Source organism: Lactobacillus equicursoris DSM 19284 = JCM 14600 = CIP 110162, from assembly GCF_001434815.1.
In the GTDB taxonomy this organism is placed as follows: domain Bacteria; phylum Bacillota; class Bacilli; order Lactobacillales; family Lactobacillaceae; genus Lactobacillus; species Lactobacillus equicursoris.
This window is the reverse complement of the sequence record NZ_AZDU01000017.1, coordinates 1-20,862: the sequence shown is the minus strand read 5'-3', so window position 1 is coordinate 20,862 and position 20,862 is coordinate 1. Positions and strand designations below refer to the sequence as shown.

Annotated in this window: 17 protein-coding genes and 1 other annotated feature; of the genes, 14 read left to right on the top strand and 3 right to left on the bottom strand. The window is 47.7% G+C overall.

Annotation, left to right across the window (positions count from 1 at the left end; translation table 11 throughout):
* Positions 1-121: 121 nt before the first annotated feature.
* From tig to yihA, 3 genes are all read left to right on the top strand, one after another.
* The gene (tig, locus tag FC20_RS04600) at positions 122-1,447 is read left to right on the top strand and encodes a trigger factor (RefSeq protein WP_008463727.1); all 1,326 of its coding nucleotides are present in this window, start codon (positions 122-124) and stop codon (positions 1,445-1,447) included.
* Positions 1,448-1,594: 147 nt separating this feature from the next.
* A complete protein-coding gene (gene clpX, locus FC20_RS04595) occupies positions 1,595-2,851 on the top strand; it encodes an ATP-dependent Clp protease ATP-binding subunit ClpX (RefSeq protein ID WP_008463728.1) in 1,257 nt (418 codons plus the stop codon).
* The gene (yihA, locus tag FC20_RS04590) at positions 2,841-3,434 is read left to right on the top strand and encodes a ribosome biogenesis GTP-binding protein YihA/YsxC (protein WP_008463729.1); all 594 of its coding nucleotides are present in this window, start codon (positions 2,841-2,843) and stop codon (positions 3,432-3,434) included. Before clpX ends, yihA begins: the two co-directional genes overlap by 11 nt.
* Before the next feature lie 99 nt (positions 3,435-3,533).
* Here the strand turns inward: yihA and FC20_RS04585 are convergent, their stop codons facing one another.
* Positions 3,534-5,150: an Mbeg1-like protein gene (locus FC20_RS04585; RefSeq protein WP_008463730.1), complete on the bottom strand. Its 1,617-nt coding sequence runs from the start codon at positions 5,148-5,150 to the stop codon at positions 3,534-3,536.
* 157 nt (positions 5,151-5,307) lie between these two features.
* The gene (locus FC20_RS10645; RefSeq protein WP_008463731.1) at positions 5,308-5,454 is read right to left on the bottom strand and encodes an SPJ_0845 family protein; all 147 of its coding nucleotides are present in this window, start codon (positions 5,452-5,454) and stop codon (positions 5,308-5,310) included.
* A gap of 120 nt (positions 5,455-5,574) precedes the next feature.
* On the opposite strand from FC20_RS10645, the gene FC20_RS04580 reads away from it, so the two are divergent.
* Both FC20_RS04580 and FC20_RS04575 read left to right on the top strand, forming a co-directional pair.
* On the top strand, positions 5,575-6,237 hold the full coding sequence (locus FC20_RS04580) for a nitroreductase (protein WP_008463733.1): 663 nt from the start codon (positions 5,575-5,577) through the stop codon (positions 6,235-6,237).
* Between the two features lie 305 nt (positions 6,238-6,542).
* Entirely contained in the window at positions 6,543-8,189 is a 1,647-nt protein-coding gene (locus tag FC20_RS04575; protein ID WP_008463734.1) for a peptide ABC transporter substrate-binding protein, read from the top strand.
* Positions 8,190-8,256: 67 nt separating this feature from the next.
* Here FC20_RS04575 and FC20_RS04570 read toward each other — a convergent pair whose 3' ends face one another.
* A complete protein-coding gene (locus FC20_RS04570) occupies positions 8,257-8,625 on the bottom strand; it encodes a hypothetical protein (RefSeq protein WP_008463736.1) in 369 nt (122 codons plus the stop codon).
* 265 nt (positions 8,626-8,890) lie between these two features.
* Here FC20_RS04570 and FC20_RS04565 point away from each other — a divergent pair, with 265 nt between their 5' ends.
* From FC20_RS04565 to FC20_RS04525, 9 genes are all read left to right on the top strand, one after another.
* Positions 8,891-9,880, top strand: coding sequence for a D-2-hydroxyacid dehydrogenase (locus FC20_RS04565; protein ID WP_008463738.1), 990 nt, complete (start codon positions 8,891-8,893; stop codon positions 9,878-9,880).
* 131 nt (positions 9,881-10,011) lie between these two features.
* The gene (locus FC20_RS04560) at positions 10,012-10,968 is read left to right on the top strand and encodes a thymidylate synthase (RefSeq protein ID WP_008463739.1); all 957 of its coding nucleotides are present in this window, start codon (positions 10,012-10,014) and stop codon (positions 10,966-10,968) included.
* Between the two features lie 18 nt (positions 10,969-10,986).
* A complete protein-coding gene (locus FC20_RS04555; RefSeq protein WP_008463741.1) occupies positions 10,987-11,475 on the top strand; it encodes a dihydrofolate reductase in 489 nt (162 codons plus the stop codon).
* A 27-nt stretch (positions 11,476-11,502) separates the two neighbouring features.
* Positions 11,503-13,911: an HAD-IC family P-type ATPase gene (locus tag FC20_RS04550; RefSeq protein ID WP_008463747.1), complete on the top strand. Its 2,409-nt coding sequence runs from the start codon at positions 11,503-11,505 to the stop codon at positions 13,909-13,911.
* A gap of 78 nt (positions 13,912-13,989) precedes the next feature.
* Positions 13,990-14,238: a binding site (T-box leader), on the top strand.
* Positions 14,239-14,346: 108 nt separating this feature from the next.
* Positions 14,347-15,210, top strand: a complete 864-nt coding sequence (locus FC20_RS04545; RefSeq protein WP_008463748.1) for a MetQ/NlpA family ABC transporter substrate-binding protein — start codon at positions 14,347-14,349, stop codon at positions 15,208-15,210.
* A gap of 27 nt (positions 15,211-15,237) precedes the next feature.
* Positions 15,238-16,293, top strand: coding sequence for a methionine ABC transporter ATP-binding protein (locus FC20_RS04540; protein WP_008463749.1), 1,056 nt, complete (start codon positions 15,238-15,240; stop codon positions 16,291-16,293).
* Positions 16,290-17,003 carry a methionine ABC transporter permease gene (locus tag FC20_RS04535; protein ID WP_008463750.1) on the top strand — a complete coding sequence of 238 codons (714 nt, stop codon included), beginning with the start codon at positions 16,290-16,292 and terminating at the stop codon, positions 17,001-17,003. The genes FC20_RS04540 and FC20_RS04535 overlap by 4 nt, the downstream gene beginning before the upstream one ends.
* 183 nt (positions 17,004-17,186) lie before the next feature.
* Positions 17,187-18,581: a flavocytochrome c gene (locus FC20_RS04530; protein WP_008463752.1), complete on the top strand. Its 1,395-nt coding sequence runs from the start codon at positions 17,187-17,189 to the stop codon at positions 18,579-18,581.
* 201 nt (positions 18,582-18,782) lie between these two features.
* Positions 18,783-20,432, top strand: coding sequence for a phosphoenolpyruvate carboxykinase (ATP) (locus FC20_RS04525; RefSeq protein WP_008463754.1), 1,650 nt, complete (start codon positions 18,783-18,785; stop codon positions 20,430-20,432).
* Positions 20,433-20,862 lie beyond the last annotated feature (430 nt).

Sequence of the window (20,862 nt, the reverse complement as noted above, 5' to 3'; positions counted from 1 at the left end):
ATTGAAAAAATCCTTATTTTATGGGGCCTGATGATTGTTTTTTGCCCATCTTTAAGGTAAGATATTTAAGTATGCAGAGTAGCAACTCAAACTCAAAATAGACATTGGAGGTATTTTATTAATGTCTGCAAACTGGAAAACTACCGGTAAGACTACTGGTGAACTTTCTTTCGAAATTTCTCAAGACGAAGTCAAGAAGAGTCTTGACCAAGCATTTAACCGTGTAAAGAAGAGCTTGCGTGTACCAGGCTTCCGTAAGGGTCACGTATCACGGGTTATCTTTAACCAATACTACGGTGAAGAAGCACTTTACGAAGACGCTTTGAACATCGCTTTGCCAGCTGCTTACACCGCTGCTGTTAAGGAAACTGGCATCAAGGCTGTTGGCCAACCACAAATCGTTCCTGTATCCATGGACAAGGGCAAGGACTGGGAAATGAAGGCAGTTGTAACTGTTGAACCAGAAGTTGAACTTGGTCAATACAAGGAAATCGAAGTTCCAAAGCAAAACACTCGCGTTTACCAAAAGGACATTGACGCTGAACTTGCTAAGCGCCAAGAACAAAACGCAGAAATGGTTTTGAAGGACGGCAAGGCTGAAAACGGCGACACTGTAACTATCGACTACGTAGGTACTGTTGACGGCGTTGAATTCGACGGCGGCTCAGCTCAAAACTACTCACTGGAACTTGGCTCAAACACCTTTATCCCAGGCTTTGAAGACCAATTGGTAGGTCACGAAGCTGGCGAAGACGTTGACGTTGTTGTAACCTTCCCAGAAGACTACGGCGCAAAGGACTTGGCAGGCAAGGAAGCTCACTTCGCTACTAAGATCCACGAAGTTAAGTCAAAGCAATTGCCAGAACTTGACGACGAATTTGCTAAGGACGTAGACGACTCAGTTGAAACCCTTGACGAATTGAAGGAAAAGATCAAGGCTGACTTGAAGAGCGAAAAGGAAGAAGCTGCTAAGGCTGCTATCCAAGAAGCTGCAATCTCAACTGCTGTTAAGAACGCAACTGTTGAAGAAATTCCAGACGTGATGATCCAAGAAGACGTTGACAACCAACTGAACCAATACTTGGGCGACATGCAACGTCAAGGGATTGATCCACAAACTTACTTCAAGTTGACTAACACCACTGAAGACCAATTGCGCAAGCAATTGTCAGCTAACGCTGCAGAACGCGTTAAGACTAACTTGGTACTTGAAGCGATCGTTGCCAAGGAAGGCTTTGAAGCAAGCAAGGAAGAAGTTGACGCTGAAATCAAGGACTTGGCCGACACTTACAACATGAGCGAAAAGGCTGTTCGCAACGCTTTGAGCGACGAAATGCTGGCTCACGACATCAACGTACGTAAGGCGATGGACCTGATCACTGACTCTGCCAAGCAAGTAGCTAAGGCTAAGCTTGAAGGCTCAGAAGACGAAAACAGCGAAGACTAATCGTCCTGATTCCAAATAACTCCCGATATGGCACTGCCTGTTCGGGGGTTATTTTTTTCGAAAAAAGTCCACTAATTCAAGGCTAATTTCGCCCATATTGGCAGTATTTATGCTAATCTAGAACTTAGCAAAAATAGGAGGAATTACATGGCTACAAAGTTTTCAGATCCAGAAGAAGTGAAATGCTCTTTCTGCGGCAAGTCAGCCAGCCAAGTTAAGAAGATGATCGCTGGCAACGGCGTTTACATCTGTAACGAAGACATTGAACTTGCCAAGAGAATTATTGATGATGAGCTTCGTCTGGATTCATTAAAAGAAGCCCGCGAATTGCCAAAGCCAATGCAAATCAAAGAAGAACTTGACCAATACGTGATTGGCCAAGATCGGGCTAAGCGGGTATTATCTGTGGCTGTCTACAACCACTACAAGCGGATCAGTCAAATGGATGCTGACTCTTCTACTGAATTACAGAAATCCAACATCGCTTTGATCGGGCCAACCGGTTCAGGTAAGACCTACCTGGCCCAAACTCTGGCTAGAATCTTGAACGTGCCTTTCGCTATTGCCGATGCCACGACCTTGACGGAAGCCGGTTATGTTGGTGAAGACGTTGAAAATATCTTGTTGAAGCTTTTGCAAAATGCTGACTACGACCTGGAACGGGCGCAGCGCGGGATCATTTACATCGACGAAATTGATAAGATTTCCAAGAAGTCAGAAAATGTCTCCATCACCCGGGACGTGTCCGGTGAAGGTGTTCAGCAGGCGCTCTTAAAGATCTTGGAAGGCACCATTGCCTCTATTCCGCCGCAGGGCGGCCGCAAGCACCCACAGCAAGAAATGATCCGGATGGACACGACCAACATCCTCTTCATCGTTGGCGGGGCCTTTGACGGGATTGAAGAAATCGTTAAGAACCGCTTGGGCAAGAAGACCATCGGTTTTGGTGCAGAACAAGAATCAGGGAAGGTGGACGACGACAACTGGAACCACTTCCTGACGACTGGAGATCTGGTTAAGTTCGGCTTGATTCCAGAATTTATCGGTCGGATTCCAATCATCACTACTTTGGACAAGCTGGACAGCGATGACTTAGTCAGAATCTTGACTGAGCCAAAGAACGCCTTGATCAAGCAATACAAGAAGCTCTTGTCCTTAGACGGCGTTGACCTGGAATTTGAACCAGCTGCTGTCAAGGAAATTGCGGACCTGGCAATTGAACGCAAGATGGGGGCCAGAGGCCTGCGGACCATCATTGAAAATGCCATGATGGACATCATGTACCGGACTCCTAGTGAAGACGACATCGAAAAGGTCATCATTACCAAGGAAACTATTGATGGTACGGGTCAGCCGAAGGTGATTCGTCAAGAGTTAGAGGAAAGTGCCGCCGATGATCATTAAGCAATCAGACTTTGCCGTTAGCGCCGTGAAGGCTAGTCAGTACCCCCAAGACGGCCTAGATGAAATTGCCCTGGCAGGCCGCTCCAACGTAGGCAAGTCCAGCCTGATCAACACGATCTTGCAAAGAAAGAATCTGGCAAGAACGTCATCTTCTCCAGGCAAGACCCAAACCTTGAACTTCTACCGGGTCAATGATAACTTTTACCTAGTTGACGTTCCTGGCTATGGCTATGCTAAGGTGTCTAAGAAGCAGCGTGAAGAGTTCGGCGAGATGATCCAGGACTACCTGGAAACTCGGGCCTATCTCAAGGGCTTGATCCTCTTAATTGATGGCCGCCATGAGCCGACGGCTGATGACATTGCCATGTATGACTATGCCCAATACCTGAACTTGCCAATTCTGGTGGTGGCTACTAAGATGGACAAGATCAAGAAGAATGCCTTTAACAAGACAGAGGCGACCTTCCGCAAACATCTGGACATGAACAAGGACAATGTTACCTTCATTCCATTTTCTTCAGAAACCAAGCTGAACGTGGAAAAGGTCAAGGACTGGATCCAAGACCGGCTGGATGAAGAATAAAGACTAAAAACAATAAAAAATAAGCACTCGAAAGAACAATGTCATTAAGTTAAGGCATTGCTCGAAAGAGTGCTTATTTTTTGCTAAATTATCAAGATATTACCGGTGTTTTTTGGGCATTGGTGGCCGGTGGCTGAAGAGCTCAGCGATTAGCTTGAAGGCACCATAAACGATTAAAAGGATGCCGATTTCGACGATCGATTGCCGGTTGAAGTATTCTGGGTTGATGATCACGATGATGCCCAGAGCAAAGGCCACAATCGCTTCTAGCGCCGTAATGATGATTCGGAAAATCCCGGTTTGCTCTCGCATGATAATCTTTCTGGTTCGCCCGTAGGCATAAAAGAGGAGAAAGATCCCCAAGAAGTAGTGGGCCAAGAAGATCAGCAATTGATTGTTGGAAAGCAGTGCCACCGAAATGGCGAATAAGGCCAAGTAGGTGATCAGGAAAAAGTGCTTCTGCTGCGGTTTAAAAGAGGTCACCGAAACTGACAAGATATGTTTAACGCTAAAGATGATCCCGCCTAAAGAGGAAAGGATGCCAAAAGCCTTAAAGGCGTATCCTGGCGCAGTTAAGCTGACAACCCCTAGCAGGATCAAGAGCCAGCCGGTCAAGCTGCCTTTTGAAAAAAGCGCAGACCCAATCTGCTGGCTTTTAATCATCTGCCAGATGGAGTCAAAAAGGCTGCCTAGGATAAATTTGGTCCGTCTAGATGAGTTGGTAACCGAAAGCAGGATGGCGCCAAAGCCCCCAAAACCGTTTTTAGCCAGCTGATTAATCTTGGTTGAGCCACTTGCCTCTAAAGCTTCAAACAAGTCCTTAGTGAGCGATTCTCGCTCTTCTAGGGTGGCTTGCCCGATCCACTGGTTGATCAGCTGGTTGTAGATTCGGGACTCTGAATTTGGCCGCTTGTGGGTCACAAACTGGCTGCCCTTGATCTGCCAAGAATAGGTGTCATGCTGGGTAATGTTGGAATTGGTGGAATAAACAATGGTTGGCTCAATGTCTTTGGGTTCAAACAGGCGGCCAACGATGGAATAGTCAGGCACGTAGCGGTGCAGGACCTGCTTTAAAAATTCATCGTTGACTTGCCCATACGCCCCCTCAACTTCGTCAGCTAAGCCAGGACTGTCGAAGGTATAGACAGCCTTGATCCGCCTTTGGTAGTCAGCAGGCAGGTGCAAGGCGGCGTATTCAGCCAAGTTGCCGCCCTTAGAGTGGCCACCCAGGATAAAGTCATGTTCGTCGCTAGCCAAAATTTCTTTTAAGTAGCGGGCACCGAGGCGCTGAGCCTTGGTTTCTTTAAAAGAAATTTCAAAGTCTTCCCGCCAGCCAACCAAGGTGTCGTCGGTTCCTCTGAAGGCCACGTAGTGGGTGCCATCTTCCAGAACGATCTTCACGGCGCTAAATTGGCACTGGGCTGTCAGGGTTGAATTAAAGTGCGACAGGCGGGCATTTTTAAAGCGGTCAGCCTCGCTCATTAGCTTAAACAGTTCTTGGTATTGACTGGCATCAATGCCCTCAAAGGAAGAGGCAAAGTACTTCTCCGCGATTTCTGCAACGGTCACTTCCTTGTTGCCGCTAGGGATGTATTTTTCCAAATTGAGGTAGGAAAAGATGGCCAAGACTAGCGCATCGATTTCATTAAAAGGCGACTTTTCAAGTGGAATGTCACCCCGCCATTCCAAATAAGTCAGCAAGTTGCTGTTGTCCAAGTCACTCACTTCCTTAGTAAAAATAAGATATTTACAAGTTAATTTTAGCCTAAATTTGCCTTTCTTGAGCGGTGAAAAACTCGAAATTTAGAGAGTCTTAGAACTTATTTTTGGCAAAAAAAGAAACCAGTGATGACACTGGTTTCAAAAAGCTTAATTATTTCTTAGGCTTTTGCTTGCCCTTTTCTTGCTTTTCTTCTTCATCGCCTTTGCCCTTGCCGGCATCTTTCTTGGGATCAGGGATGCTGGCAAATTTGTCAAACATCTTTTCTAAGTCGTCTTGTCTCTTAAAGGTTAAGCCCATTTTCTTTTTCCTCGCTTTTTGATAGTCGTTAGTATTAAGCCAATTATAGCGATTTTTTGCCAAAAAGCCAATTAAAGGCTATACTTACTAAAACGAAGTTCCAAAGAAAGAAGCAAAAGCATGGATGCAATCGAAGCAATTAAAAGTCGTCACAGCGTACGCTATTTTGATGCAGCAAAGGATGTCTCAGAAGCTGACGTCAAAGAGATTATTTCTCTAGCTGGGCTAGCCCCATCTTGGGTTGACTCCCAGCCTTGGCGGGCCTACGTGGCCATGGGGGCCATGGCCCAAAAGGTTCACCAAAGACACCTGGAAAACGTTGAAGCCGGCAAAGCAGCCAACCCCGATTGGGAAACTTGGCACCGGGACGAGTGGGACTCATATCCTCGGGAAAACATGGCCCGGCACAACGACCAGAGTGCCGAATACCTGAATACGCCAGAATTGCTGGATTTAAGGCGGAACATTTTGCAGAAGAATCTCTACTATGCCCCAGTGATCGTTTATTTGACAATCCCTAAGCACTCTAACAAGTGGTCCATCTATGACCTGGGTTCTTTTGCAGAGAACCTGATGCTGGCAGCAAAGGCCAAGGGCATCGACAGCATGCCAGCTTATGAGATCGTCAAGTACCCAAGCTCGGTCAAAGAAATGATGGGAATCCCTGATGATCAAGACCTGGCCATGGGGATTGCTTTGGGCTATGCTAAAGACCACTATGTCAATGGCTACCAAGCACCGCACCGGGAACTGGACGACTTTTTGACCATTCGGGACAAGTAGCGAAAAAATAAGCAGTAGATTTCATCCCAAAAATGTTGACTTTTAGTAAGCAAGTCGGTAAGATGAAATTAAATCATTTTGAGAAAGGAGCTGAATCTATGTTTTATGCAGCACAAGAATGCCAATCCATGTGTGTATGTTGTATGCCAATGTCATACAACCATTTTGTGTTGCCTAAAACGGATTTAGCTTAGACCAAGAGATTTGCCAATCAATTTATAATTATTCTTATGTAATAGGCATTTCTAGCAGCTGTTTCCTTTTTGGGGAGCAGCTGCTTTTTTGTCTAATGGAGGTTTTGTCAAATGACGGGAATTAAGAAATTTGCGATCGGTGCTGTCGGCGTAAGTGCTGCTTTGCTCTTGGCTGCTTGCGGGCAAAGCAAGTCAAGCAGCCAAAGCCAGGAAAAGCAGGTCCTGAACTTGAGCGCTGCGGCAGCATTGGACACCATCGACATCAGCAAGGCAACTGGCTATGGCCAAACGGGCAATGTCTTTGAAAGTTTTTACCGCTTGGGTAAAAAGGGCAAGACCACTCCAGGTCTAGCTAAGTCCGGTTCAGTATCTAAGGACGGGAAAACCTGGACCTTTGTCATCCGTTCTAATGCCAAGTGGTCCAATGGTGAAAAGATTACCGCCCAAGACTTTGTTTATTCTTGGCGGCGGAGCATTAACCCTAAGACCGCATCCCCTTATGCCTACCTGTTTTCTGGCGTGAAGAATGTCGACCAGATTATCGCCGGCAAGAAGGCGCCAAGCAGCTTGGGCATCTCAGCCAAGGGCGACAATACGGTTGTTGTAAAATTGGAGCGGCCAATTGCCTACTTCAAGGTCTTGATGGCTTACCCACTCTTTGGGCCACAAAATGAAGCCTTTATTAAAAAGACTGGCAAAAAGTACGCAACCAGCTCCAAGTACATGCTCTATTCTGGTCCTTTCAAGATCACTGGCTGGAAGGGGACTAACGACACCTGGTCCTTTGTCAAGAACAACTATTACTGGGACAAGAAGGTTGTCAAGCTGAAGAAGATCAACTACCAAGTGGTTAAGACCACTAACACCGGCTACCAGCTCTACCAGCAAGGCAAGCTGGACATGACGCCTTTGTCTAGTGAGCAGGTTAAGAACTTAAAGAATAACAAGGACTTTAAGACTTACCCATACTCCTACGTATCCTTCCTGGCTTACAACTTTAACGACAAGGATCAAACCGTTAAAAAGGCTCTAAGCAATAAGAAGATTCGTCTGGCTTTATCGCTTGCTCTGGACCGTCAGGTCTTGACCAAGAAGGTCTTTGGCGATGGTTCCAGCGTCCCAAAGGGCTTTGTGGCATCAGGCTTAGCCTACGATCCAAGTACTGGTGCTGATTTTGCCAGCCAAGGCAAGATCAAGAACACGGTTGACTACAGCGAAAATTTAGCCAAGAAGTACTGGAAGCAAGGCTTAAAGGAAATTGGCTTAAGCAAGCTGAGCCTGACCCTTTTAGCTTCAAACGAAAGCACTAACGCTGACGCCTTGACCCAGTACCTGCAGTCGCAATGGACCAAGGTGCTGGCTGGCATCAGCGTCAAGGTTAACGCCATCCCAAGCAAAAATGCCTACACCAAGGCTTCAAGCGGCGACTTCGACATTTACGTTTCCGGCTGGGGCGGGGACTTCAGCGACCCAATGACTTTCATGCAGATCCTGCAAAAGGGCACTTCTTACAACTACGGTAAGTGGAACAACAAGCAGTACAATGCTTTAGTCCAAAAGGCTTTGACCACCGACGCCAACAACACTACTAAGCGCTGGCAAGACCTGGTGGACGCCTTGAAGCTGGCTAACAGCGAGCAAGCCGTAACGCCAATCTACGAGCAAACTACTGCTTACCTGCAAAAGTCTAAGGTAAGGGGGATCATCCACAACACTGCTGGTACTCAGTGGAGCTACAAGTTCGCCTACATCAAGTAATTTTTATCGAAAAAAGAGGACCAAAGGTCCTCTTTTTTACTTTTTATCTTTTATTTTCTAATAATTTTTAGTGGCGGACTGCCCGGTGATTGCCTGAAGCTTTGATTTTGTGCGTCTTGCGCTTGATCTTGACCCGGCCGCCTTCTTGCATCAAGCGGAAGTGCCGCATCTTGGCCGGGTAGGGCTTGCCCGACAAGCGAATAGCGGTCCAGTCCTGCATAATCTTGGTCATGGTTTCCAGATCTTTGATTAGGTCAGGGTTACCTTCTTGCACGACTGCGTCTTTAATGTCGCCTTGGAGACGGCTGACGAGATTTTGATGGTAGCAGAGGAGGTCTCTAGTTAACTCGGCTTTTCGGTACTGGTTAAAGAGCTTTTGGATGATTTCCATGGCTTCTAATCCTGATTGGGGCTGAAGGTAGCGGTCTTTTGACATCTTGCTGATCTGTCTCACTTTCTGTTTTGGTTTTTTTAGGCCTATTATAGCACGGTTGATATTTTTAAATTTTGGTTAAATAAATCGAGAGAACTAAAAAGTTCCTGATAAATCTAAAAAGTGCTAGCGCTTTTCTAATTTTTTTGTCATAATAGAGAAAGATCAAGATGACCATCCTAGGTCAAGCAGATCCTTCCTGAAAACATGAACCATTGTCAATAATACCAACTAAAATTGAGATTGAGAAAAGAAAGAGGAGAATGCCATGAAGGCATACGTATTTAGCCTAGCGCCGGTTGAAGAAGCCTTTGCCAAAGATTGGCAAGACCAGCACCCTGATGATGTCTTAACCGTGACCCACCAAGCCTTGACTTTAGAAACTGCAGATTTAGCCAAGGGCTATGATGCGGTTTCCACCCAGCCAGAGCGACTGAGTGCAGACTTATTTAAAAAATTGGCCTCAAACGGGGTCAAGCACGTGGCCTTGCGCAAGGTGGGCGTCGACCACGTGGACTTAGCAGCTGCTAAAGATGCTGGAATCGCCGTATCCAACGTTCCAGCTTATTCTCCCCGTGCCATTGCCGAAAACGGCTTGACCGGGGCCATGTACCTCTTGAGAAAGTGGGGCTACTACCACCGGCAGATGCGGCGGGGCAACTTTACACGGCCCAGCGGGCTAATGAGCGACGAAATTTTTAACCAAACGGTCGGGATCGTGGGCTTGGGCCGGATCGGCGCCGCAGCTGCTGAAATGTACCAGGCCTTGGGTGCTCGCGTCATCGGTTACGATCCTTTCTACAATGCCTCTTTAGAGCCCTTTTTGGACTATGTGGATCTGGAGACCTTGCTGAAAGAAAGCGACATCGTCCAGCTGCACATTCCTTTAACCAGCGAAAACAAGGGGATGCTGAGTACCAATGAATTCGCGATGATGAAAGACGATGCAATCTTGGTCAACCAATCGCGAGGCGAATTGGTTGATACCGAAGCCTTGATCGTAGCCTTGAAGTACCATGAAATTGGCGGTGCCGCCTTGGACGTCTTGGAAGGCGAAGAAAAGGTCTTTGGGCAAAAGTTTGAAGACGTTGACTCTGTCCCTGACGAATATAAAGAATTGATCAGCATGCCCAACGTGGTCATGTCTCCTCACTCTGCCTACTACACTAAGATGGCGGTCAAGAACATGTTCTTCCAAAGCCTGACCGACATGGAGCGGACGACCAAGGGGCAGAGAGCCTTTTTCAAGGTGAATTAAAGAACATTAGTAATATTTTATCTAAAAAATTCCTCAGCCTAGCTGGGGATTTTTTGCGTGGGTAATTTAAACAATGCTTAAGCTTTTTCTGTTAGACTAAAAGAGAAAAAGATTTAGTAAAGGACAGGAAAATGGCAATTCAAGATCAAGCATATTTGGATTTACTGAAAAAGATTATGGAAGAAGGCCATGATAAGGATGACCGAACGGGGACAGGTACTAGGAGCCTTTTTGGCGCCCAGATGCGCTTTGATCTCAGTCAAGGCTTTCCCATTTTGACCAGTAAAAAGGTGCCTTTTGGCCTTATCAAAAGCGAGCTCTTGTGGTTCTTGCGGGGCGATACCAACATCCGCTTTTTGCTAGAGCACAAGAACCATATTTGGGATGAATGGGCCTTTAAGAACTGGGTGACTAGCCCAGAATACCAAGGCCCTGACATGACCGACTTTGGCCTGCGGAGTCAAAAAGATCCAGAGTTTAAGCAGATCTACGATGAAGAAATGGCCGCTTTTTGTCAAAGAATCCTAGACGATGACGACTTTGCCCACAAATACGGCAACCTGGGCGACGTCTACGGAGCCCAGTGGCGGCATTGGGGCAAGAGAGGCGGCGGCTTTATCGACCAGATCGCTGACGTGATTGAGCAAATCAAGACCAATCCCAACTCTCGCCGCTTGATCGTGACGGCCTGGAACCCAGAAGACGTGCCAATGAGTGCACTTCCGCCTTGCCATGTCCTCTTCCAGTTCTACGTGGCAGATGGCAAATTGAGTTTGCAGCTTTACCAGCGCTCTGGCGACATGTTCTTGGGCGTGCCTTTTAACATTGCCAGCTACTCTTTGCTCTTGTCCTTGATCGCCAGAGAAACTGGACTGGAAGTGGGCGAGTTTGTTCACACCTTGGGGGATGCCCACATTTACAAAAACCACTTTGACCAGGTCAAAAAGCAGCTGGCCGCACCGGTTTACGATGCGCCAAAACTGTGGCTGAACCCTGACAAGACCAAGGTCAGCGAATTTGAAATGAGCGATATCAAGCTGGAAGGCTACCAGCACGCGCCGGCTATCAAGGCGCCAGTAGCCGTTTAAGAAAGGGCTGGTTACAAAATGCTGATTTACGTTTGGGCCCAAGATGAAGCAGGGGCAATCGGTAAAGATGGCATCCTGCCCTGGCATTTGCCGGCTGACCTCAAGCACTTTAAAGAAGTAACCATGGGCCATGCCATGTTAATGGGGAAAAAGACTTTTGATTCCTTCCCAGGTCTCTTGCCAGGCAGAAAGCACGTGGTCTTGACCCACCATGAGATCGCTAATCCAAAAGTAGAGGTCTTGCACGGGGAAGCTGACCTGAAAAAATGGCTGAAAGACCATGAGGCAGAAGAAGTCTGCGTGATTGGCGGCGCCAGCTTGTTTGAGCTTTTAAAAGACCGGGTGGACTGCCTAGAAGTGACCAAGATCAAGGGGACTTTTCCAGCCGATACCTACATGCCAGATTTGAACTGGGCCGCTTTTTCCCTAGACAAAGAAGAAAAGCATCAAGCTGATGCTAAGAACAAGTATGACTACGTCTTTCAGCGCTGGCTGCGGAAAAAATAGAAAATAGAAAAAGTGAGATGAGTTTTTGTGGTAAAGACGAATTTAGAAACGGGTTTGTCTAAGGCTGAGGTTGACCAAAAAATTGCTGCCGGCAAGGTCAACGTGGCCTTAGACGACGAGTTCAAGACCAACGGGCAGATCATTAAGGAAAACACCTTAACCTACTTCAACATGATCTTCCTGGTTTTGACTATCCTGCTCTTGATCGCCGGCGACATCCGAGACCTGACCTTTTTACCGGTGATCATCTTGAACACGATCGTCGGGATCGTCCAAGAAATCCGGGCCAAGTCGGTTTTAAGCAAGCTGCAGGTGCTAAACCAGGTCAATGTCGTGGCCATTCGCGACCAAAAAAGGGTCCAGGTGCCCATCGACCAGCTGGTGGAAGGGGACCTGGTTCTCTTAAAAACCGGTGACCAAATCCCGGCCGATGCCGTCGTCGCTGAAGGCAGCGCCCGGGTCAACGAGGCCCTGCTAACCGGGGAAAGTGACGAAATTGCCAAAAATATTGGCGACCGGCTTTTATCCGGCTCTTTCATCGTATCTGGTGAAGTGACGGCGCAGCTTGTCAAGGTCGGCAAGGAATCCTACATCGCCAAATTGACCGCTGAAGCCAAGGCCATGGGCGGCGGGGAAGAATCCAAGATGATTCGGGCCATCAACCATTTGATTAAGTGGGTCGGCATCATCATTATCCCCTTGGGGATCGCCCTTTTTAGCCAGGCCTACTTTGTCAACAAGCAAAGCTTTGCTGAATCCATCAGCTCGATGGAAGCGGCCATTATCGGCATGATTCCAGAAGGACTTTATCTGCTGACGACTGTGGCTTTGGCTCTAGCCGCCATGCGGCTGGCCAAGAACAAGGTCATGCTGCACGATATGAAGAGCGTGGAAACCCTGGCTCGGGTTAACGTTTTATGCGTGGACAAGACTGGGACCATCACTGAGCCAAAGATGGCCGTGGAAAAAGCCGTTCCGGCTGGTAACAATTCTGCAGCTGATTTAGAAGAACTTTTGACCAGCTATGTTTCCAGCATGCCGGCTGACAACATTACGGCGGAAGCCTTGAAGGAAAAGTACGGCCAAGCAGGGGCTGGCAATGCTAAAAGGATTATTGCCTTTACCTCGGTCAACAAGTATTCCGCTGCCGTTTTTGCCGGTTACAGCTTGATTTTAGGGGCTCCAGAAATGGTCTTAAGAGGGCAACTGGCTGACCACCAGGCCGAATTTGCCAAGTACCCAGAAGAAGGTTACCGGGTCTTGGCCTTTGCCAAGTACCCAGGCGAACTGGCCGATGAAAAGGAAAAATTGACCCAACCGGTAGAAGTCTTAGGCTATGTCCTTTTGTCTAACCCAATCCGGAAAGAAGCCAAGAGTACTTTTGAATACTTCGCAAGGCAAGGCGTCAACATCAAGGTCATTTCAGGGGACAACCCAGTTACAGTTGCCCGCGTTGCTCAGCAAGCTGGCATCGTTGGGTCTGACCGCTATGTCGATGCCCAAAGTATCAAGGACGGCGAATATGACCAAGCCGTCCTGGACTACAATGTTTTTGGCCGGGTCAAGCCTGAGCAGAAAAAGGAATTTGTCCAGGCTCTCCAGCGAAATGGGCAAACCGTGGCCATGACCGGCGACGGGGTCAACGACATCCTGGCCATGAAGGAGGCAGACTGCTCCATCGCCATGGGTTCAGGCAATAGCGCCGCCGTTCAGGCTTCTCAAGTGGTCTTGCTTGACTCCAACTTTGCCAAGATGCCGGAAGTCGTCAATGAAGGCCGGCAGGTGGTCAATAATATCGAGCGCTCAGCTGGACTTTTTTTGGTCAAAAATATCTTCTCCTTGCTGATGGCCTTAATGTCTTTAATCTTGACTATCAACTACCCGCTAAAGCCGGCCCAGATCACCCTGATTTCCGGCTTTACCATCGGTTTGCCATCCTTCCTTTTGGCCTTAGAAAAGAACCACAACCGGATCCGGGGCAACTTTACGATCAACATCTTGTCTAAGTCCATCCCCGGCGGGATTACCGACTGGCTGGCCGTCAGCATTCTGGTTTTGACCGACCAATTTATCAACATCGGTTCAAAAGAAGTGGGGACGGCGTCAACCATCTTGCTGGTTTTGGTTGGGATGATGGTCCTCTTCTGGATTTCCCGTCCTCTTAACAAGTACAAGCTGGGCGTGATGGCCCTGTCGGCGATTTGCATCATCTTGTCCATTGCCTTTATTCCAGGCTTCTTCAAACTGAGCCCCCTGTCAGGCCGGGCAATCTTTGCCATTGTCGTCCTCTTCTTTGCTGGCATGACCTTGTTTAGAATCATGTCCCGGATCTGCGATGGCTTTAAGGAAGTGTCAACGGTCTTGACGGAAAAGGGGAAGGATGCCCGCTTAAGAGACATCATTGCCGCCTATGGCAAGGATCGGGATGAACTTTAAGCAATTTTTTAAAAAAGTTGCAAAAGACGGTTGACTCGCTTAAAGAAAAATGATAAATTATAAATATCAAATTTAAGAAAAGTTATCTCGAAAAGCAGAGTAGCTGGAAGTACTTCTTCAAAGAGAGGCATCGTTTGGTGAAAGGTGTCAGAAATGCTCTAGTGAACATGGGCTTGGAATGATATGCAAGGGTGATATTTAGCTCTTGCCGGGGTTGCTCTCGTTAACAAAGCAAGCTGTTTCCCAATTTTTGGCAGACAGTTAGCGAGACCTATTATGAAAGTAATAGGTGAACTAAAGGTGGTATCACGAGCGTTCGTCCTTTAACTAGGGCGGACGCTTTTTATTTTCACAAATAACTAATTTGATCAATTGCTTTAGTTGCCCTGCTTTTTTAGATAACGATGATCATCATGTGTTTCTGGAGGTATTATCATGAGAAAAAAGAAACAAAGAAACATTATTATTGCGGTTGTTGTAGTTGCCTTGGTTGCAATTGTGGCCTTCTTCAGCTTCGGCAAGAAGGGCAGTCAAACTGCCAAGACCACCACGGTTACGGTCGGTACGGTTGGGGCTACTAAGGCAGAACGGGCCATCTGGAAGAGCGTTGCCGCAACTGCCAAGAAGAAGTATGGTATCATTGTCAAGACAAAGAACTTCTCTGACTACAACCAGCCAAACAGCGCTTTGAAGTCTGGCGACTTAGACTTGAACGCTTTCCAGCACTACAACTTCTTGAACAACTGGAACAAGTCTAACAAGTCTAACTTGACGGCGATCGGCGAAACTTACATCGCTCCAATCCGTCTTTACTCTTTGAAGTACAAGTCATTGAAGGCTTTGCCAAAGGGTTCAACCATTGCTATTCCTAATGACGCTACTAACGAAGCGCGTGCCCTTTTAGTTTTAAAGAACGCCGGCTTGATTACCCTGAAGGGGAATAGCCCAACTAAGCTTTACACGATTGCTGACATCGCCAAGAACCCTAAGAACTTCAAGATCAAGGAAGTTGCAACTGAACAAGCTGCCCGTGTGCTTAAGTCAGTTGACGCCGCTGTTGTCAACAACGACTACGCCAACCCAGCTGGTTTAGGCGACAAGCAAACCATCTACGTTGAACCAATCAACAAGGACTCCAAGCAATGGATCAACATCATCGTTGCCCGCAAGAAGGACAAGAACAAGAAGGCTTACAAGGAAGTCGTTAAGGCTTACCAAACCGCTAAGACTAAGCAGCTCTACAAGAAGTACTACGGCACTAAGCAAGTGGCTGCTTGGGATGCAAAGCTTTCAGATTAATTAACTTAGAAAGAAGCTTCGATAATTATGAGCATTATTCAACTGGATCATGTCAACGTAACTTTTAAAAGAAAAAAAGCGCCTGATGTTGAGGCTGTCAAAGATGTGACCCTGCACGTGGAAAAGGGCGACATCTACGGGATTGTCGGTTTTTCCGGCGCGGGCAAGTCAACCTTGGTCAGAACGATTAACCTTTTGCAAAAGCCTACGGCTGGCGATGTCGTGGTTGAAGGAGTGGAATTCGTCAAAGATGGCAAGCAGGTCATTTCCAACAAGGACTTGCAAACGCAAAGACGCCGGATCGGGATGATTTTTCAGCAATTCAACCTGCTGAATGAAACGACTGTCATCGAAAACATCGCCTTTGCCTTAAAGCACTCCAAGTTAAGCGACGATGAACTGGAGGAAAAATGCCATAAGCTCTTGAAGCTGGTTGACCTGGAAGACAAGGCCAACGCTTACCCAGCCCAGCTCTCTGGCGGTCAGCAGCAAAGAGTGGCGATTGCCCGGGCCTTGGCCAATGACCCAGAAATCCTGCTGTCTGACGAAGCAACCAGTGCCTTGGACCCGCAAACGACCATCCAAATTTTGGATCTGCTCAAGAAATTGAACCGGGAACTGGGATTGACCATCGTCTTGATCACCCACGAAATGGACGCGGTTAAGAAGGTGGCCAACAAGGTGGCAGTCATGGAAGAAGGCCGGGTCATTGAAAAGGGCAACTTGAAGGATGTCTTTTTGAACCCGAAGGCTGAACTGACGCAAAAGTTTGTCGGTGGCTCCTTGCAGGTAGTGGATACCTTGAAGAGCCTTGACATTAACTTGGCCGAAAACGAATCCCTCTACCAATTGGTTTACAGCTTGAACAATGTGGCTAAGTCCATTATTATCGAGCTGTACCGAGAAGTGGGCGTGGAAGCCTCCATGCTCTATGGGAACGTGGAAGTCTTGGCTGATGAGCCGGTAGGGACGCTCTTGATCACGGTCAAGGGTGACCAAGAGAAGCAAAAAGAAACCCTCGACTTTTTGGCAAAAGAAGGGGTTACGGTAACAGAGCTTGATGAAAGAGGTAATCGTTTATGATTAATGGAATTGTGCATTGGATCGCCCAAAACTTTCCGAATATCTATAACCTAGGCTGGAGTGGCGACACTGGCTGGGGCACCTCCATCTTGCAGATTATCTACATGACCTTCTGGCCATCCATCTTTGGCGGGGTCTTAGGGATCTTCTTTGGGATCGTCCTGGTTTTGACCGAACCAGGCGGGATCCTGGAAAATAAGTTCTGGTTTAACGTCAGCGACAAGCTGATCTCCATTCTTCGGGCGATTCCTTTCATCATCTTGCTGGCTTTCGTTTCTCCTTTGACTCGCGCCATTGTGGGGACGGAAATCGGCGATACGGCTGCCCTAGTACCGCTGACCTTGGGGATCTTCCCATTCTATGCCCGCCAAGTGCAGGTTGCTCTTGAAAGCTTGGACCCCGGCAAGGTGGAAGCAGCGCAAAGCCTTGGGGCTTCTAACTGGGATATCATTTTTGACGTATACCTGAAAGAAACACGCTCTGAAATCGTGAGGGTGTCAACCGTTTCAATCATCAGTTTGATCGGCTTGACGGCGATGGCTGGGGCCGTTGGGGCCGGCGGTCTGGGTACCACTGCGATCCAGTACGGCTACCGCGACTTCGCCAATGACGTTACCTTCCTCGCAACGATTTTGGTAGTGATCATGATCTTTATCGTGCAAATCGTGGGCGACTTCTTGGCAAAGAAATTGAACCACCAGCACCGGTAATCAGTAAGACCGACTTCCTTGGAAGTCGGTCTTTTTGTTTTTCCTTTTTTGTTCTGTTTTCTCTGTTTTCGATAGATGGGAATTCTTTTTAACTTTTTTAAAAAATCATCTTTTAATTTAAAATTGCTAAAATGTGGTTTATAATATGGGAGTAAGTAATTTTTTCATGAGTAGAGGAAGAAAATGGCTAAATACGAATTTAAGCCAAGTCCCATTGACTTGGTCAACCCTAGCTATGACGTAATTGTAATTGGTGCCGGTGGTACCGGCTTGTCTGCAGCCTTGCAGGCTCACGAATTAGACGCTAGCGTTGCTGTTTTTGAAAAAAACGCTGCCCTTGGCGGCAACACCAGCAAGGCTTCATCCGGGATGAACGCAGCTGAATCTCTGGTCCAATACGACCACGGGATTATCGACAACAAGGCTGACTTTTACAAGGAAACCCTTAAAGGCGGCGGTTTCTTGAACGATCCAGAAATGCTGAGCTACTTTGTTGACCACGCTGCCTTGGCTATTGACTGGCTGAAAGAGCACGACGTTGAATTGTCTGACCTGACCATCACCGGTGGGATGAGCAAGAAGCGGGCCCACCGTCCAGCTTCCATGGCTCCAGTTGGCGGCTTTTTGGTAACGGGCTTGCTCAAGGCCATAGAAAAGGCCCGCATTTCCGTCTTTAACCAAACCAAGGTTGTTAAGCTCTTGCAAGACGAAACTGGCAAGGTTAACGGCGTAGTTATTCTGGGGCCAGATGGCCACCGCACCGTTAAGGCTAAGACTGTCATCCTGGCAACTGGCGGCTTTGGTGCTTCTAAGTCCATCATTAAGAAGTATCGGCCTGACCTAGCAGACTACAAGACCACTAACCAAGCCGGTGCAACTGGCGACGGTCTGCTTTTGGCAGAAGACATTGACGCTCAGCTGATCCAAATGGACTTCATCCAAGTTCACCCAACTGCTCAAACCGACGGTGACCGGACCTTCTTGATTGGTGAAGCTGTCCGCGGCGAAGGTGCCATTTTGGTTAACCAAGCCGGCAAGCGCTTTGTCAACGAACTGGCAACTCGAAAGATCGTTTCGGCTGCAATTACCGGCTTAAACGAAGATGGGGCCTACCTCATTTTTGACCAAGGCATCCGGGACCACGTCAAGGCTGTAGAATTCTACGACCACATTGGCTTAGTCGAACACGGTGATTCTTTGGCAGAACTGGCTGACAAGATCGGCGTTGACGCCAGCGGCTTGGAGGCAACGGTTGCTAAGTGGAACAGTGACTTGGCAACTGGTGACGACACGGCCTTTGGCCGGACCACGGGGATGGACCGCGGCGTGGAAGTTGGCCCATTCTTTGCCATCCATGTCCACCCAGCCATCCACTACACCATGGGCGGGATCCACATTGACGCTGAAACTGAAGTATTGGATACTAATGGCAATGTCATCAAGGGCTTGTACGCCGCTGGTGAAGTTTCTGGGGGCCTGCACGGCAACAACCGGATCGGTGGCAACTCGATCGCTGAAACGGTAGTCTTTGGCCGCCAAGCCGGCATCCAGGCCGTTAAGTACGTTCGCGGCAAGTAGTTATTTACAAGACATTTTCATGTATAGCTTTTTCTTTTGCGTTTTTGCAAACTTTTTACGTTTTTTTGCGCAATTAAAACACCTTCATAATAATTCTTATAGATTATCATTTAATGTTTGATTCATCACAAACAACTTGCTATGATTAAGGTGAGAAAAAATGAAACCGCTTTTGGAAGAATTATGGAAGGAATCATAGAGATGAGTACACAAGAGCGTTTTAAGCAAAATGAACTGAAAAGATCCAATCCAGTATTCAGCCGCGTGCGCGCGACAATCGAAAGTGCCTTTTATGGCAATAATGTTCATGAAGTTGCCAGTGTAGCTGAAGCCTATGAATTGGCCAAGAGACAGCCCGGCGTCATCGTGACAGACCTGCCAATTCTGCACACCAAGGAATTGGGCTTGCCAATGGGGGCGACTCAGCTAGTCTACAATCATGGTAAGATCTTGGGCCGGACGGCCAGTGCCCGTCACTTTGTTGACGACCCAAAGGAAGACCCGGCGGCTTTGGTCAGCAACCTGTATGAAGACATCTATGCCGGCCATGAGCAACAGTATTTGAAGGCCACGGTCTTGGTTGGACTTGATGAATCATTTACGGTCAAGGCGCACGTGATGATGCCTGAAGACCAAGCCTTCAACCTGTTGAGCTACATTTTGAACTTCCAATTCTTTGATGAAGCAGCAGCTAAGATGTACAAGAACTCTAAAGCCTATGATGAAGGCGACATCTACTTCTATTTTGATCCGAACGTGACAGACCCTGACTACCCGAAGGGCTTCGGCGTCTTTGATGCACCCCATAATGCGGCCGCCGTCTTTGGACTGCGCTACTTCGGGGAACTGAAGAAGGGGACCTTGACCTTGGCTTGGGCCATGGCTCACCGGCATGGCTATGCTGCCTGCCACGGCGGCGAGAAGGCCTTCCACTTCAAGGACAAGGACGACAAGGTCTTTGCCTTTTACGGCTTGTCAGGCTCCGGCAAGTCGACTCTGACGCACGCGACGCACGGCGGCAAGTACGACATTACGGTGCTGCATGACGATGCCTTCATTATTTCAAGAGAAGACGGCTCATCCGTTGCCCTTGAGCCAGCCTACTTCGACAAGACCCACGATTATCCAGCTGGTCACCACGAAACCGAGTACTACACGGTGGTCATGAACTGTGCGGTGACCCAGGATGAAGCTGGCAGAAAGTTCCTGGTGACTGAGGACCTGCGCAACCATAATGGCCGGGTAATCAAGAGCCGCTATACTTCCGCCAACCGGGTGGATGTGGAAAAGGATCCGATTACAGCTCTGTTCTGGATCATGAAGGACAACTCCTTACCGCCAGTCTTGAAGATTGACGATCCGGTCCTGGCCACGACCATGGGATTGACCTTGGCTACCAAGCGGACTTCCGCGGAAAACCTGCCAAAAGGCTTTGACATGAACACTTTGGTGATTGAGCCGTTCGCGGATCCGTTTAGAGCCTACCCAGTAGCTGGCGACTATGGTGACTTTAAGGAATTATTTACTGAGCGCCATGCTGCTTGCTACGTTTTGAACACGGATGCCTTTATGGGCAAGGATATTCCAAAGGAATTGACCATGAAGATCCTGGAATACCTGGCTGACGACACCGATGAATGGAAGCCGTTTGGCGACTTCAAGGGCGTTTCCTACATGCCGCTTGAAGGCTTTGAAGTCAAGCTGGATGATCCTGACTACAAGAAGACTTTGGTGGCCAGAATGCAAGACCGGCTTGACTGGGTCAACGACTACAACGACGAGAATCCGGAAAATCCATTGCCAAACGAGGCTAAGGAAACCTTGCAGGGAATCATCAAAGAATTGAGCTAAGGCAGCTGAGTAAGCTGAACAGTAAAAAAGACGGCTGATGCCGTCTTTTTTTGATAACTTGGAAAAGCAGATTTGATACTGGTGAACCATAAGAACACGTCTCTGGATTACGAAGAGGATAAGATCAAGCAGTCTTCGTTAAGAAAAGAAAAAATCAAAAAAGTTTTAGAAAAAATCATAGTATTTTTAAGCAAATCCCGAACTATTACGAGCAAATAAAGTGGCTACGGGGATTTAGCTTGCTAAAAGTCTGGAAAGAAAAAAGGCTCTTTATCACAACGCATCCGTGCGTTTATATGCTAAACCGAATGAAAATCCAAATTTGACGAAAGAAAAATTACGAGTATACTAATACTTGTTGTCGCGGCGAGCAAGTAGCTCTCCGGAGACACGAAAAAATAAATCCAAAAACTTGTTGACAAATTCTTAA

Coding starts and splice junctions, on each gene's coding strand:
- tig (WP_008463727.1), top strand. CDS start 122: ATGTCTGCAAACTGGAAAACTACCGGTAAGACTACTGGTGAACTTTCT.
- clpX (WP_008463728.1), top strand. CDS start 1,595: ATGGCTACAAAGTTTTCAGATCCAGAAGAAGTGAAATGCTCTTTCTGC.
- yihA (WP_008463729.1), top strand. CDS start 2,841: ATGATCATTAAGCAATCAGACTTTGCCGTTAGCGCCGTGAAGGCTAGT.
- FC20_RS10645 (WP_008463731.1), bottom strand. CDS start 5,454: ATGGGCTTAACCTTTAAGAGACAAGACGACTTAGAAAAGATGTTTGAC.
- FC20_RS04580 (WP_008463733.1), top strand. CDS start 5,575: ATGGATGCAATCGAAGCAATTAAAAGTCGTCACAGCGTACGCTATTTT.
- FC20_RS04575 (WP_008463734.1), top strand. CDS start 6,543: ATGACGGGAATTAAGAAATTTGCGATCGGTGCTGTCGGCGTAAGTGCT.
- FC20_RS04570 (WP_008463736.1), bottom strand. CDS start 8,625: ATGTCAAAAGACCGCTACCTTCAGCCCCAATCAGGATTAGAAGCCATG.
- FC20_RS04565 (WP_008463738.1), top strand. CDS start 8,891: ATGAAGGCATACGTATTTAGCCTAGCGCCGGTTGAAGAAGCCTTTGCC.
- FC20_RS04560 (WP_008463739.1), top strand. CDS start 10,012: ATGGCAATTCAAGATCAAGCATATTTGGATTTACTGAAAAAGATTATG.
- FC20_RS04555 (WP_008463741.1), top strand. CDS start 10,987: ATGCTGATTTACGTTTGGGCCCAAGATGAAGCAGGGGCAATCGGTAAA.
- FC20_RS04545 (WP_008463748.1), top strand. CDS start 14,347: ATGAGAAAAAAGAAACAAAGAAACATTATTATTGCGGTTGTTGTAGTT.
- FC20_RS04540 (WP_008463749.1), top strand. CDS start 15,238: ATGAGCATTATTCAACTGGATCATGTCAACGTAACTTTTAAAAGAAAA.
- FC20_RS04535 (WP_008463750.1), top strand. CDS start 16,290: ATGATTAATGGAATTGTGCATTGGATCGCCCAAAACTTTCCGAATATC.
- FC20_RS04530 (WP_008463752.1), top strand. CDS start 17,187: ATGGCTAAATACGAATTTAAGCCAAGTCCCATTGACTTGGTCAACCCT.
- FC20_RS04525 (WP_008463754.1), top strand. CDS start 18,783: ATGAGTACACAAGAGCGTTTTAAGCAAAATGAACTGAAAAGATCCAAT.